Source organism: uncultured Porphyromonas sp. (assembly GCF_934359325.1).
Taxonomy (GTDB): domain Bacteria; phylum Bacteroidota; class Bacteroidia; order Bacteroidales; family Porphyromonadaceae; genus Porphyromonas_A.
In genome coordinates, this window is the sequence record NZ_CAKRLH010000024.1 from 1 (window position 1) to 13669 (window position 13669).

Genomic DNA, 13669 nt, shown 5'->3' on the forward strand with positions numbered 1-13669 from the left:
AGAAACTCAGCAGCAGCAGTAGGTGTCTTGACGGACGTATTGGCGACATGATCTGCCACGGAGAAGTCCCGCTCATGGCCAATAGCAGTAATCACCGGCAGGCAAAAGCAGGCAATATACTCACAGAGTCTATAGTCATCAAAGGCGGAGAGGTCTATCGGGCTGCCCCCACCACGCAGGATCACCACAGCATCGTAGGAGGCTGCATGAGTATAGATCCTATCTAGCGCGCTTATCACGGTCTTCGTGGTGGTAGCACCCTGCATCGTAGCCGGATATAGATCGAAGTGGAAGAGTCCAGCAAGGGCGCTCCTCCGCATCTGATCACGGAAGTCGCCCCACCCTGCTGCCGTCTCAGAGGAGATGACGGCTATCCTCTGGGTAAGTGTGGGGAGTGTGCACTGCTCCTTATTAAGATTCAGGATCCCATTCTCCTTCAGCTTCTGGATGGTCTCCCGACGGATGCGCTCCAGATTGCCCAATGTGTGATTGGGGTCTATGTCCTGGATATTTAGCGAAAAACCATACTGCTCATGGAAGGTAACGCTCACTGTCATCAGCAGCTCCATACCTACCTGAGGGTAACCGCCCGTAACATCGCAGAAGCGCTGCATCACACTTCTGGCGGTACCTGACCACATAGTGGCTCGTGTGGAGGCTACTTTTCGTCCACTTTTGTTCGTTTCTGTCAGCTCGAGATAGACGTGCCCGGAGGAGGCATTTGAGTTGATACTCGCCACCTCTGCGACTATCCTATAGTACCCGTTGAAGCTTGCCTCGAGAGCGCGGCGTACACTTCCGAGCAGCTCGCTCAGCCTGTAGGCCTTTATCTCATGATCGTCCTCAAAGAGGCTGATCCTCGATGCTCCCACGCTCATAGGTAACTCCTTATCCGTGCAGTGACCTAAGGAAGCAGATCAGAGCCTCCACCGCTCTGCCTCGATGGCTGATACGATTCTTCTCCTCCTCGCTTATCTGTGCAAAGGTGCAGTCATAGCCCTCGGGCTGAAAGATCGGATCATAGCCAAATCCGCCCTCTCCTCGAGGCTGCTCGGTGATAGAACCCCTGACCTGCCCCTCAAAGGTGTGGACTTTATCGTCTAAGATCAGAGTGATTACGGTCTTAAAGACTGCACTCCTGTCTTCGACGCCATCCAGCTCGTGGAGGAGCTTACGGATGTTGTCGGCAGGTCGGCAGGCCGGTCCTGCATAGCGAGCTGAGTAGACCCCGGGTCTCCCTCCCAGAGAGGTGACCTCCAGCCCGGTGTCGTCTGCGAAGCAATCCGTGTGATGCCGCCGGTGACACGTCTCAGCCTTCAGCCGAGAGTTCTCCATCAGAGTCTCCCCCGTCTCCTCTATCACGAGGTCGTCGCCGATCTCGTGAAGGGACATCACCTCATAGGGCAAGCCCTCGGAGATAATCAGGTCTCGTATCTCTTGTGTCTTATGCTCGTTATGAGTCGCAAGGATGAGTCTACGTTTTTCGTCGTGCATAACGTCCGGACTTATCCTTTTGTGCCTGCTGAAGTAGATGAGGTACTTAGTGCTTCCTCTTCCTGTTGCGGCTTCTTCGTAGACTTCACATAATTGACGTCAAAGCCTTCTCCATAGACCCCTCTGACCGGAGCCTCTGTAATGAATGCTCGCTCATCGATATCCTTGACGATCCTCATGATCGTAGCGGTCTGAGCACGACGAGCAATGACCATCATCACCTTCATATCCGATCCGGAGAAAGCCCCAACGCCCTTTAGCAGGGTTACGCCACGACCTGCCTCCTGGATGATAAGACGACTGATCTCTTCATACTTAGATGAGATGATAAAGAACTGAACACACTGGCGATATCCGTTAAGGAAGAAGTCAACGGACAGGTTGCACGTGATGATCTGGATGAATGAGTAGACCAGCTTATCCGGGTCCTGAAAGATAAACCATGAGATGCCCACCGTGATCACATCGATCGCCAGGAGAGCCCGCCCGATCGCCATATGCTTGTACTTATTGATGATCGAGGCAATGATATCCGTGCCACCCGTCGAGCCTCCGCGAGCGAAGATCATCGCAAGACTAAAGCCTATTCCGATAGAACCAATGATGACAGCCATCGCAGGGTCATCGGCAAGCATAGGGGTGTCAAAGAACTGACCGGACGCAGGGATGGAGATACCGAGTACGATGACGCTGAAGACAGTACGGATGGAGAACTTCCACCCAAGGATGATCACCGATAGTACCACCAGGATACCATTGATGATATTGTACGGCCAACCTACATCGAAGGTCATACCTGCCTTGTCGCAGGCCCATGTGATCACCGAAGCGATACCGGATAATCCACCAGAGGTGATCTCGTGGGAGAAGATAAATCCTCGCCAGAAGAAGGTGTACAGCAGCAGGGTAAAGAAGATCAAGATATAATCCTCTACCTCCCGCCAGATCTTAGCAGACTTGCTTATGCCCATGACTTATAAGTTAAAACTATACGTGATGTATTTTGTTATTTCCCTAAGACTATATTGACTATCTTATGAGGAACCACGATTACCCTACCGGGCTTCTTGCCCTCAAGGTAGCGTTGTGTTTCCTCCGATGAAAGGACTATCTCCTCTATCTCTGCCTTACTCAGATCTGCTGCGAGGTCCATGGTAAAGCGTACCTTGCCATTGAATGAGATCGGGTATGTGATGGTGGACTCCTTGAGGAAGTCCTCATTCAGCTCCGGCCATTTGGCATCGACCACGCTATCGTCGTGTCCCAGAGCATGCCATACCTCCTCCGCAAGGTGAGGAGCAAAGGGAGAGAGCATGACGATGAAGTCTTGTAATAGCTCCTTGGACGTACACTTCTGACTCGCGAGCTCATTGGCACAGACCATCATGGCACTCACGCAGGTATTAAAGGAGTAGGACTCGATGCCTTGAGTCACCTTCTTAAGTGCGGTATGTAGAGACTTCAGCGAGTCCTTCGACGGCTTGTCGTCCGTCACCTTTAGCTCCCCTTCGTCATCGAAGAAGAAGCCATAGACTCGCCTCAAGAATCGGAATGCACCATCGATGCCATTGGTATCCCACGGTTTTGACTGTTCTATAGGTCCAAGGAACATCTCATACACCCTCAGCGTGTCAGCACCGTATTGCTCGATGATATCATCAGGGTTGACGACGTTAAGGTAAGACTTGCTCATCTTCTCCACCGCATTGCCGCAGATATAGGTGCCGTCGTCCTCCAGGATGAACTCAGCATCCTCCAGCTCGAGCTGAGATGCCTTAAACGCCTCGAGATCCAGTCGGTCGTTGTGGACCATATTAACGGACACGTGTATTGGCTGTACCTCGTGGTCCCCAATCTTACCCAGTGAGACGAAGGTATTGGTCCCAATAACTCTGTAAGCAAAGCTGGATCGCCCCTGGATCATTCCCTGATTGATCAGCTTGCGGAAGGGCTCGTCCTCACAGACGTAACCGAGGTCGTAGAGGAACTTATTCCAGAAACGACTATATATCAAGTGTCCCGTAGCATGCTCGGTGCCGCCCACATAGACATCCACACTTCTCCAATAGTTGTTTGCTTCCTTGCTGACAAGAGCCTCACGGTTGTGCGGATCCATATAGCGGAGATAGTATGCAGAGCTACCCGCAAATCCGGGCATCGTACAAAGCTCGAGAGGGTATCCCTCCTTCGTACACCAGTTCTTTGCTCGACCGAGAGGTGGCTCACCGGTCTCTGTGGGCAGGTACTTATCTACCTCCGGGAGCTTAAGCGGCAGGTCAGACTCGTCCAAGGCGTAAGGTATACCGTCCTTGTAGTAGATCGGAATGGGCTCACCCCAGTACCTCTGTCTGCTGAAGATCGCATCTCTGAGACGATAATTGACTCTCTTACGGCCAAGCTTGTGCTCATCGACATAATCTCTCATAGCACCGATCGCCTCATCGACACTCATTCCATCGAGGAAGCCGGAGTTGATCATCGTCCCCTCATGGCTATCGATTGACTCCTCCCAGGTCGATGGGTCACTAACCTCAGTGCCATTTGCCTTGACCACCTGAATGATAGGTAGAGAGAAATGCTTTGCGAAAGCAAAGTCCCTGGAGTCGTGCGCGGGGACAGCCATCACGGCTCCTGTACCATATCCGATAAGGACGTAGTCGCTGATCCAGATCGGTATCTCAGCTCCTGTGATGGGATGAATCGCATAGCTACCCGAGAAGACTCCGGAGACGGAGTGATCCATCATACGCTCTCGCTCGGATCTCCTTTTGGTTCGCTCTAGGTAAGCATCGACTGCCTCTCTCTGCTCGGCAGTAGTCACCTCGTCCACCAGAGGGCTCTCCGGAGCGAGTACCATAAAGGTTATTCCGTACAGGGTATCCGCACGGGTGGTGAAGACCGTGATCGTCTCCTTACTGTCGGGAAGGTGAAAAACGATCTCCGCCCCCTCAGATCGACCGATCCAGTTACGCTGAGTCTCCTTGATAGATGGTGTCCAGTCTATATTCTCCAGCCCGGAGAGCAGTCTCTCGGCATACGCAGAGACACGCAGACACCACTGCTTCATGATCTTTTGCTCTACAGGATGACCTCCACGTACAGACAGCCCCTCGCTTACTTCATCATTGGCGAGCACAGTCCCCAGAGCAGGACACCAATTGACCATCGTCTCGCCACGGTATGCAAGGCGATAATTCATCAGCACCTCTTGCTGCTTGCGTTCATCCCACTCCTGCCATTCGTCAGCGGTAAATGTCAGCTCCTCAGATCCAACAGCATGGATCCCTTCCGTCCCCTGCTTAGCGAAGTGGTCGGCCAGAGCGGAGATAGGCTGAGCCTTATCCAGCTGCGTGTCGTAGTAGGAGTGAAACATCTGTATGAACGCCCACTGAGTCCACTTGTAGTACTCCGGATCACAGGTCATAACCATACGGCTCCAGTCGTAAGAGAAGCCGATGTTATCCAGCTGTTTGCGGTACCGGTCGGTATTGATCTTAGTGGTAAGGGCGGGATGCTGTCCTGTCTGTATGGCGTACTGCTCTGCAGGGAGTCCATAAGCATCGTACCCCATGGGATGTAGGACGTTGAAGCCACAGAGCCGCTTGTATCTGCTGAGGATGTCAGAGGCGATATATCCCAGAGGATGACCCACATGAAGTCCTGCTCCCGAGGGATAGGGAAACATATCCAGACAGTAAAACTTCTCCTTAGACGGATCCTCGTCTACCTTATATACTTCATGGTCACGCCACCAGGCCTGCCATTTCTTCTCGATCTCAGTGTAGTTGTAAGACATGAGTACTACTTACTTTGTCAGACTGACTTAGCTATCAAGCGCAAAAATACCAAAAAAACGATAACTCTGCTTCACAGAATTACCTGTTTTTCCCTCCTCTCTGAAGTTTTTGCAGACTCAGACAGTACCGAACTAATCAGTGATCAATGCGCCCACCATCTCACTGACCGAAGAGAAGTGATGTCTGGTCATGTAGTCGTCGATACCCTCGATCACCTTTAGGGGGGACAATGGATCCACAAAGTTTTGAGTCCCAATCTGCACTGCGGAAGCACCACAGAGAATAAACTCGATCGCATCCGTCCAGTCGCAGATCCCCCCAATACCTATCAGCGGCACATCAACAGCCTGAGACACCTGCCAGACCATCCTAAGAGCTATAGGCTTCACTGCCGGTCCGGAGAGTCCACCCGTGATCGTAGAGATCTTAGGGCGTCTTCGCTCAGCATCGACAGCCATTGCCATAAGCGTATTGATCAGAGACAGTGCGTCTGCCCCCGCATCTACAGCTGCTCTGGCAATATCAACAATGCTGGTCACATTAGGAGTAAGCTTCACGATAAGTGTCTTGTGGAAGACTTGTCGTACGGCTCGTACTATCTCCCCGGTCCCCTCGCAAGATACGCCGTAGAGCATCCCCCCGTCTCTGACATTGGGGCAGGAGATATTGAGTTCTATGGCATGTACCCGGTCGAGGTCGTTGAGCGCCTCAGCCACCTGCACGTAGGAGTCAATGGTCGATCCGCTGACGTTAGGGATGATCTCCGTCCCCAGCTGATTTGCCTCAGGATAGATGTGGTTGATCCAGTAGTCCAGCCCTTTATTCTGCAGACCCACGGCATTGATCATACCGGATGGGGTCTCAGCCATACGAGGCTTCGGATTACCCTGTCGAGGCTCCAGAGTCACGGCCTTGGCAAAGATCCCTCCCAGCTGAGATACATCATAGATCTGATTCATCAGCACGCCGTCCCCAAAGGTTCCGGAGGCGGTCGTGACAGGATTCTTCAGCGTCAGATCACCTATCCGAGTCGTGAGGTCATTCATCGTTTTCATTGCCATAATAGATCCTTAGTATTAAAAACCGGTCCCTCTGTGCAGACACACACATTCCCTCGCACGGTTGGCTCTACGCAGCACAAGCAGATCCCTATGCCACAGGCCATCATATTCTCCAGGGACACCTCGCATCGGATCTTCCGCTCACGTGCGAGTGAGGCCACTGCCTTCATCATGGGTGTGGGACCACAGCAATAGATATCTGAGGGTGTGCCCTGCGACCAGACGGAGTGATCAGTCACAAATCCTATCTCGCCCAGACTTCCGTCCTCAGTAGTAATAAGGAGCTTCCCCAGTTCCTCAAAGGGCTTCAGGTCAGGAAACGCAGTCTCAGACCGTGCACCAAGGAGGAAACAGGGTCTATGCCCCTCCTCCCTGAGGTGGCGCCCCATCGTCAGTAGTGGGGCAATACCGACTCCGCCGCCTACGAGGAGGATTTGCTCACCGGTCGGATCACTAAATCTGTTGCCTAGGGGTCCCAGTACCTCCACCTTGGTTCCTATGGGAGCAGTACTCAGGTACTTTGTAGCCTTTCCTGCCACCTGTATCAGCAGATCTAGGTGATGCTCACTGCCTCCGTAGATGGATATGGGGCGCCTCAGTAGCACCTCTGGAGCATGGATCCGTAGCTGAACGAACTGCCCAGGTGCAAACGAGGGCACGCTTTCACCAGGATTGATCGGCTCCAGTCTGATGCAATAGAGCGTCTCGCTAAAGTGGCGTATGCCCTTGACCGACATACATAGATCTTTCATCTGTCGCATAATCTTTTGAGCACCTCTCCCCCTATACTGACTCATTCATCCAAAAGTACGATTAAAAAGTCGATCCCCCACAAGCACCACCCTCTCAAGAGTAGAGAATGTATGTATGGAAATGTGTTAAACCTGCCACGTACATATATTATTGAACATAAATACATTTACATACATATGGCGCCTTGATGCTTTCATCGAGACGTCATCGTCTCGCGCATCGCGCCGTGGAACAATCGCGAACACAGGAGAACGTCGAGTGATACTGAAATACAGAACAGACTAAGTATTGTATACCATTAACTTACGTCCATTTGTTTAGATTTTATTTAGCCAACGAGCCTCCTATTTACATCTAATCCGGATGACTAACATTGGTTTAGACCATTATGCCTATTGCAAACCAATAGATTAGGATTCCTTATGTAGAATAAGTTCTAACCATCACCAGCTTCTCCGGATGCGAAATAGATTCATTTGAACCTTTCTTCACCGTTAATCCGGATATTTACATATATATTTGTATCGAGATATTATTTATGTACATCTGATATACGTATATGTGCGTTTATATATGGATACAAGGGATAGAATCAAGCTCATCATAGAGACCGAAGGGGTCACGCAGGTGGCATTTGCTGAGACGACAGGCATCAATACCTCGACTCTCAATCACGTACTCACTGGTCGAAACAACCCCAGTGTAGATGTGATCAGTAAAATACTTGCCGCTTATCCTCAATATGAGTCTGACTGGTTGCTGCATGGTAGTGGACCCATGTGGACCGAGGCCTACAGTGAGCAGCAGGTAAAGAGTACCTCCATTCCCCTCTTCAGCGATTCCGATGGAGACGGCTCCGGATCCACTCCGTCTCCGGTAGCCGCTCCGGTGCCTAATAGTGGAGTGAGAAGGGGAAAGGTGGAGGAGCGCACTAGGGAAGCCACTCAGACTACTACAGAGCGAACCTCCTCGAAGCGAGTGCAGAAGGTCATCATATACTATGACGATAATACGTTTGAGACGCTTTACCCTTCCCACCTGACCGACTGCACAAAGGACTTTTAGCTCAATTATTAATCCCCAACGAGATAGAGCAGGCGCATTAGTCACAACCGCGTAAGTCTCGGTGGGAGTTACAGGCGGGAATTATTGCATCGCTGCTAAATCGTCCTAGTGTCTTAGTTCTCAGTATATAGTGGTCCGTAAGATCTATTACCGATATTAGAGTCAACTATTACCGGTAATAGTGTCGACTAATACCGACTATTGTGATGACAATACCGGTATTAGATTGAGGGGTCTCCGTTGGTGAGAGCGGATGCAGAGGATTGAGAGTCGGAATGACTACCTTTGTGCCCGAAACAGAAAAGCTAGAAATCTCGCCATGACAACAGAAGAACTCCTAAAGTGGGACCGGACACACCTCTGGCACCCCTACACCTCTACAGTTCACCCGCAGCAGACCTACCCCGTTGCCTCCGCAAGGGGGTGCGAGATCACACTGGAGGATGGGAGAGAACTGATCGACGGGATGAGCTCCTGGTGGTGCGCTATCCACGGATACAGCCACCCCACTCTGACTCGGGCGATCAAGGAGCAGACGGAGCAGCTGGCGCACATTATGTTTGGCGGCTTCACTCACCGCCCAGCGGTGGAGCTGGGACAGCTCCTTGTTGATCGGATACTTCCGGAGGGGATCGACAGGCTCTTCTACTCCGACAGTGGGTCGGTGTCGGTAGAGGTAGCACTCAAGATGGCGATCCAGTACCAGTTGGCGAGGGGTCGAGCGGGACATACCCACTTTGCCACTATCAGCAGAGGCTATCACGGAGACACCTGGCATGCGATGTCTGTCTGCGATCCGATCACCAGCATGCATAGTCTCTTCTACGGCACCTTGCCGGTTCAGTACTTTGCGCCACAGCCGGCCTGTGCCTTCGGCGACGAGTGGGATCCTGAGGATCTGCGACCGATGCGGGAGCTGGTAGAGAGGCACCGGGATCACTTAGCCGGTATCATTGTGGAGCCGATCGTTCAAGGCGCCGGGGGAATGTATTTTTACCACCCCAAGTATCTGGAGGGACTTCGGACACTCTGTGACGAGTACGATTTGTTGCTGATCTTCGATGAGATAGCTACCGGCTTCGGAAGGACCGGCGAATTGCTGGCGACCTACTTCACGAGCATCAAGCCGGATATCATTACGATAGGCAAGGCCATGACCGGCGGATATATGACGCTCGCCTGCACCGCTACTACGCGCGAGATCGCAGATACCATCTGTAGTGGCGAGGCGGGGTGCTTCATGCACGGACCCACCTTTATGGCCAATCCTATGGCATGTGCCGTAAGTAAAGCATCGATCGAACTTCTGCTCAGCCAGGACTGGCGTGGTAAGGTCAGCAATATAGAGAATCAGCTGCGAGAGGGACTCAGTCCACTTCAGGAGCTAAGCGACGTGCGCGAGGTGCGCTGTCTCGGTGCGATCGGCGTCGTGGAGATGAAAGAGCCGGTGGATATGGAGCGGCTGATCCCCCGCTTTGTGGAGGAGGGGATCTGGGTGCGTCCCTTCGGGAGATTGGTTTACTTAGAGCCACAGTTCATGGCGATTACGGATGAGCAATTGGGTAAGCTCATCGGAGGACTCAGCCGGGTACTAAGAGCGTGCTATCGATGATAGAGTATAAGGAGCGCCTACAGAAGATCAGGGAGAGTGGCACCTATAGGAGCCTACAGCCTACTGAGACCGAGGGGAAGTATGTCTATGTGAATGGGAAGAAGCTGCTTAATCTGAGCAGTAATGACTACCTCGGTCTACAGGAGTTGTCCGGGCTGCCGGAGGAGTACCGCCAGTCTCGGGAGTTTCGCCCGATGATGAGTAGCTCATCCGCAAGGCTCCTGACGGGGAATGATCGGATCTATCAAGAGCTGGAGCAGTACCTCGCTGCTCAGTACTCGGTTCCCTCGGCGCTCGTCTGGACCAGTGGTTTTGCAGCCAATAGTGGGATCATACCCTCCCTCGTCGATGGAGAGACGCTTTTCCTTGCTGACAGACTCATCCACGCCAGTATGGTCGAGGGGCTGAGACTGTCAGGCTGTAGATTTGCCCGCTTCGAGCACAATGACGTGACCCGCCTGAGAGACTTACTAGAGCGGAATGAGGGGGAGTACCGCCATATCTGGGTGCTGGTGGAGAGTGTCTACAGCATGGATGGAGATGTGGCACCACTCGCAGATATCGTCGCACTCAAGAGGGACTTTCCCTCGATGCGACTGTATGTGGACGAAGCACACTCAGTGGGTCTCTGTGGTCATGGACTTGGTCTCTGCGCCGAGCTAGGCCTCCTCTCCGGAGTCGACCTGCTGCTCGGGACGCTGGGCAAGGCTCTCGGTTCGATAGGCGCTTACTCCCTCCAGTCGGCAAGTCTACGGGAGATCTTCGTCTCTCAGGCGAGACCCTTTATATACACCACCGCACTACCACCTCTGATGGTCGGGTGGACCTTATTCCTACTACGTAAGGTAAGGGAGATGGAGGACCGGAGGGCACACCTGGTGGAGATGAGGAATCGGCTGGGGCTTCGTATCGGGAGGACTCCGGAGAGTCAGATCATCAGTCTAGAGATCCCCGGAGAGCAAAGGGTCGCGGAGGCAGCTGAGGACTTTATGCGTGAGGGACTCTATGTGCGGCCCATCAGGAAGCCCACCGTGCCCTCGGGACGGGAGCGACTGCGAATCTCGCTCACGGCGGCGATGAGTGCTGAGGAGATCGACCATATAGGAGAGGTGGTGAGGAGATGGATGTAAAGCTGCTTCATCAGGGGAGCGATGGAGGAACTGCGATCCTCTTCTTCACCGGCTGGAGTGCCCCCCACTCTCTTGCGCTGGAGATGGAGCTGCCGGAGGAGTGGACCCTATTCTCTGTAGGGGACTACCGAGGAGAGCTCCCTCAGTGGCCTGATATGTCCCGCTTTAGCCGGCTATATCTGGTCGCCTGGAGTATGGGGGTCTGGGCGGCGGAGTATTTCCACAAGTGCTATCCGGCACCCTCCCTTGCGGTGGCGATCAATGGTACTCCCTCTCTGATCTCGGATCGGTATGGTATAAAGGGTGTGGACTATCAGAGGATGGCAACGGGACTGGATGTGGAGGGCTACCGTCACTTTGTCCGTCAGATGTGCCTCTCTGAAGAGACAGCCGCACACTTCCTCTCCCTACCGGATCATCGGGGCATCACCGCCGCTCGGGAGGAATTGCGCAGGGTCGGTGATCTCGGTGGCGCTATTACCGAGTGTGAGGTGCCCTGGACGCGCGCAATAGTCAGTGATCACGATCTCGTGATCCCTTCCAGTGGGCAGCGTCGCTTCTGGTCGGATCGAAACGTATCTGTCGAGGAACTCCCTTCTGCCCCTCACCTGATCCTCGGCACCTACCTAAAGTCATGGAGAGAACTGCTCAGACTATGATACCCCGTAAGCAGGACATTGCAGAGCGATTTGCTCGGAGCATCTCCACCTACGAGACGGCGGGGGTTGTCCAGCGGGAGATTTCGGAGCAACTGATCAAGCTGATAGAGCCGATAGAGTGCGGCACTGTGCTTGAGATCGGCTGTGGGACGGGACTACTATCGTCCCTCCTCGTAGAGCGGCTCAGAGGCTGCCGCTTTATCTACAACGATCTGTCGCCTGAGATGGAGAGACCATTGAGGCAGAAGGTGGGGACCAGCGGGCTCTTCCTGCCGGGAGATGCGGAGCGGATCGATTGGCCAAGGGAGTGCAGTGTTATTGCCTCCGCCTCTTGCATTCAGTGGTGGGAGGATCCACTCTCATTTTTTCCCAAGTCATATGCTGCTCTGAGGCAGGGAGGGCAACTAGTCTTCAGTACCTTCCTGCCGGAGAACCTTGGCGAGCTCAGTGCGGTTACGGGTGTGGGGCTGCACTACCCCGACTCGGAGGAGATCGAGAGGGGCCTGCAGAGAGCAGGCTTTAGAGACATACAGCTACAGCAGTATCGGAGGTCGCTCTACTTCCCTACCCTCATTGAACTCCTTCGCCACCTGCGCAATACCGGCACCAATAGCCTCGGATCGGGGGGTCTCTTGACCCCAAGAAGACTCGGAGCGATGGAGCAGACGTATAGAGAGAACTTAAACTTATCCCAATGCGCCTCTTTGCCACTCACCTATGTGGGAGTACTTGGCTACGGGCGCTGATGAAAGCAATTGATGATATGAAAGAATTATTCCCCCTCAAGACTTACTTCGTCTCCGGCATCGATACGGACGCCGGTAAGACAGTCGCCACTGGATTTATCTCAAGGACACTCCGCGAAGAAGGCGTGGACGTCGTCACTCAGAAGCTGATCCAGACGGGCAATCACGGGATCTCAGAGGATATTGCCATGCATCGGCAGATAGAGGATCGAGCACTACTGCCGGAGGATATCGATGGGACGACCTGCTGCCTTTTATACTCCTACCCCTGTTCTCCCCACATGGCGATCGCCATCGACGGGCGCGCACCAGAGTATGACAAGGCGACTGCCAACACTCACCTGCTTGAGCAGAAGTACGACAAGGTCTTGGTCGAAGGGGCAGGTGGACTTATGGTGCCGCTGACGGAGGACTATCTCAATATAGACTACATTGCTGACCAGGGACTACCCTGCATCCTCGTCGGGACAGCGAAGCTGGGAAGCATCAATCACATCCTCCTCAGCATGGAAGCACTTGCCCACAGGGGCATCCCTACTCCGGCACTCCTATATAATAAGGGTGTCTTCACCGATGATCGGATCACTGCAGAGACCGAGAGATATCTCCGTGTCTATCTGCAGAGGCACTATCCTGAGACGAGCTTTATCCCCCTTCCGATCCTAGACCTATAGGGAAGAGGAAGAGGGCGACATAAAGCGATCTCTAAACTCCTCGTAGATCTCCCGCATATCCTGTGGAAGATAGCTGAGCGCTCTCTCTGCCAGGGGAGCAGGGGCCCCAAAGTAGGCCTCTGCCATACTCCCCACGATGGCAGCGAGGGTATCACTATCTCCGCCGTAGTGAATTGCTGAGCGTATCGCGTCCTCAAAGTCTGTCGACTTAGTCAGTATGAGCAGGGAGAGAGGGACGCATCCCTGACAAGTCTCATCGAAGACACCCACGCCGGGAAGTTGCCGCTCATAGTCTGCTCCGTAGGACGAGATAAGGAGCTCCTGTATCTTGTCCCACTCACCCCGCCTAAGCCGGTAGATCGCCTCAGCTACCACCTGAGCCCCCTTGATCCCCTCGGGATGATTGTGCGTGGGGAGAGCGGTCCGCTCTGCCTCTGCCAGAGTTGTCTCCAGATCCTTAAATGCCCAGCCCACTGGGGAAACTCTCATTGCGGATCCATTGCCATAGCTCCCATATGGTCGATGGACAGCAGAGGTGAGCCACATCTGGAAGCGTCCTCCGTACCCTCTCCCGGGGTATCTGCCACACCACTCCAGGAGTGCAGACTCGTAAGACTTGTGGTGCAAGATCGCATCCGCCACAGCTATAGTACAGACAGTGTCGTCCGTAAAGGTCGT

General features: G+C 53.4%; 13 protein-coding genes. 6 read left to right on the top strand and 7 right to left on the bottom strand.

Translation table 11 applies throughout. The features are described 5' to 3' along the window. The 6 genes from xseA to Q0F21_RS02050 form a co-directional block, all read right to left on the bottom strand. A partial coding sequence (gene xseA, locus Q0F21_RS02025) for an exodeoxyribonuclease VII large subunit (protein ID WP_297236913.1) occupies positions 1-878 on the bottom strand: 878 nt, incomplete at its 3' end. A gap of 10 nt (positions 879-888) precedes the next feature. Then, a complete protein-coding gene (gene rdgB / locus Q0F21_RS02030) occupies positions 889-1494 on the bottom strand; it encodes an RdgB/HAM1 family non-canonical purine NTP pyrophosphatase (protein WP_297236914.1) in 606 nt (201 codons plus the stop codon). An 11-nt stretch (positions 1495-1505) separates the two neighbouring features. Continuing rightward, the gene (locus Q0F21_RS02035; RefSeq protein ID WP_297236916.1) at positions 1506-2465 is read right to left on the bottom strand and encodes a YitT family protein; all 960 of its coding nucleotides are present in this window, start codon (positions 2463-2465) and stop codon (positions 1506-1508) included. A 35-nt stretch (positions 2466-2500) separates the two neighbouring features. Next, positions 2501-5290: a leucine--tRNA ligase gene (gene leuS / locus Q0F21_RS02040; RefSeq protein WP_297236918.1), complete on the bottom strand. Its 2790-nt coding sequence runs from the start codon at positions 5288-5290 to the stop codon at positions 2501-2503. 132 nt (positions 5291-5422) lie between these two features. Next, positions 5423-6337: a dihydroorotate dehydrogenase gene (locus tag Q0F21_RS02045; protein ID WP_297236935.1), complete on the bottom strand. Its 915-nt coding sequence runs from the start codon at positions 6335-6337 to the stop codon at positions 5423-5425. 5 nt (positions 6338-6342) lie between these two features. Next, positions 6343-7113, bottom strand: coding sequence for a dihydroorotate dehydrogenase electron transfer subunit (locus Q0F21_RS02050; protein WP_297236920.1), 771 nt, complete (start codon positions 7111-7113; stop codon positions 6343-6345). Between the two features lie 565 nt (positions 7114-7678). On the opposite strand from Q0F21_RS02050, the gene Q0F21_RS02055 reads away from it, so the two are divergent. From Q0F21_RS02055 to bioD, 6 genes are all read left to right on the top strand, one after another. Continuing rightward, positions 7679-8170 (top strand): helix-turn-helix transcriptional regulator, encoded by a 492-nt coding sequence (locus Q0F21_RS02055; protein WP_297236922.1) that lies wholly within the window; start codon positions 7679-7681, stop codon positions 8168-8170. A gap of 319 nt (positions 8171-8489) precedes the next feature. Beyond that, positions 8490-9782 carry an adenosylmethionine--8-amino-7-oxononanoate transaminase gene (bioA, locus tag Q0F21_RS02060; protein WP_297236924.1) on the top strand — a complete coding sequence of 431 codons (1293 nt, stop codon included), beginning with the start codon at positions 8490-8492 and terminating at the stop codon, positions 9780-9782. Then, the gene (locus tag Q0F21_RS02065; RefSeq protein ID WP_297236926.1) at positions 9779-10912 is read left to right on the top strand and encodes an 8-amino-7-oxononanoate synthase; all 1134 of its coding nucleotides are present in this window, start codon (positions 9779-9781) and stop codon (positions 10910-10912) included. Before bioA ends, Q0F21_RS02065 begins: the two co-directional genes overlap by 4 nt. Then, positions 10903-11571 carry a pimeloyl-ACP methyl esterase BioG family protein gene (locus Q0F21_RS02070; RefSeq protein ID WP_297236928.1) on the top strand — a complete coding sequence of 223 codons (669 nt, stop codon included), beginning with the start codon at positions 10903-10905 and terminating at the stop codon, positions 11569-11571. Before Q0F21_RS02065 ends, Q0F21_RS02070 begins: the two co-directional genes overlap by 10 nt. After that, positions 11568-12317 carry a methyltransferase domain-containing protein gene (locus tag Q0F21_RS02075; protein ID WP_297236930.1) on the top strand — a complete coding sequence of 250 codons (750 nt, stop codon included), beginning with the start codon at positions 11568-11570 and terminating at the stop codon, positions 12315-12317. Before Q0F21_RS02070 ends, Q0F21_RS02075 begins: the two co-directional genes overlap by 4 nt. A gap of 17 nt (positions 12318-12334) precedes the next feature. Then, positions 12335-12991 carry a dethiobiotin synthase gene (bioD, locus tag Q0F21_RS02080; RefSeq protein ID WP_297236932.1) on the top strand — a complete coding sequence of 219 codons (657 nt, stop codon included), beginning with the start codon at positions 12335-12337 and terminating at the stop codon, positions 12989-12991. Here bioD and Q0F21_RS02085 read toward each other — a convergent pair. Beyond that, the coding region (locus Q0F21_RS02085; RefSeq protein ID WP_297236933.1) for an ADP-ribosylglycohydrolase family protein at positions 12986-13669 on the bottom strand (684 nt) is incomplete at its 5' end. The genes bioD and Q0F21_RS02085 overlap by 6 nt on opposite strands.

Bases quoted from the DNA above. Each gene is read 5' to 3' on its own strand.
- rdgB (WP_297236914.1), bottom strand. From the start codon at position 1,494: ATGCACGACGAAAAACGTAGACTCATCCTTGCGACTCATAACGAGCAT.
- Q0F21_RS02035 (WP_297236916.1), bottom strand. From the start codon at position 2,465: ATGGGCATAAGCAAGTCTGCTAAGATCTGGCGGGAGGTAGAGGATTAT.
- leuS (WP_297236918.1), bottom strand. From the start codon at position 5,290: ATGTCTTACAACTACACTGAGATCGAGAAGAAATGGCAGGCCTGGTGG.
- Q0F21_RS02045 (WP_297236935.1), bottom strand. From the start codon at position 6,337: ATGAATGACCTCACGACTCGGATAGGTGATCTGACGCTGAAGAATCCT.
- Q0F21_RS02050 (WP_297236920.1), bottom strand. From the start codon at position 7,113: ATGCGACAGATGAAAGATCTATGTATGTCGGTCAAGGGCATACGCCAC.
- Q0F21_RS02055 (WP_297236922.1), top strand. From the start codon at position 7,679: ATGGATACAAGGGATAGAATCAAGCTCATCATAGAGACCGAAGGGGTC.
- bioA (WP_297236924.1), top strand. From the start codon at position 8,490: ATGACAACAGAAGAACTCCTAAAGTGGGACCGGACACACCTCTGGCAC.
- Q0F21_RS02065 (WP_297236926.1), top strand. From the start codon at position 9,779: ATGATAGAGTATAAGGAGCGCCTACAGAAGATCAGGGAGAGTGGCACC.
- Q0F21_RS02070 (WP_297236928.1), top strand. From the start codon at position 10,903: ATGGATGTAAAGCTGCTTCATCAGGGGAGCGATGGAGGAACTGCGATC.
- Q0F21_RS02075 (WP_297236930.1), top strand. From the start codon at position 11,568: ATGATACCCCGTAAGCAGGACATTGCAGAGCGATTTGCTCGGAGCATC.
- bioD (WP_297236932.1), top strand. From the start codon at position 12,335: ATGAAAGAATTATTCCCCCTCAAGACTTACTTCGTCTCCGGCATCGAT.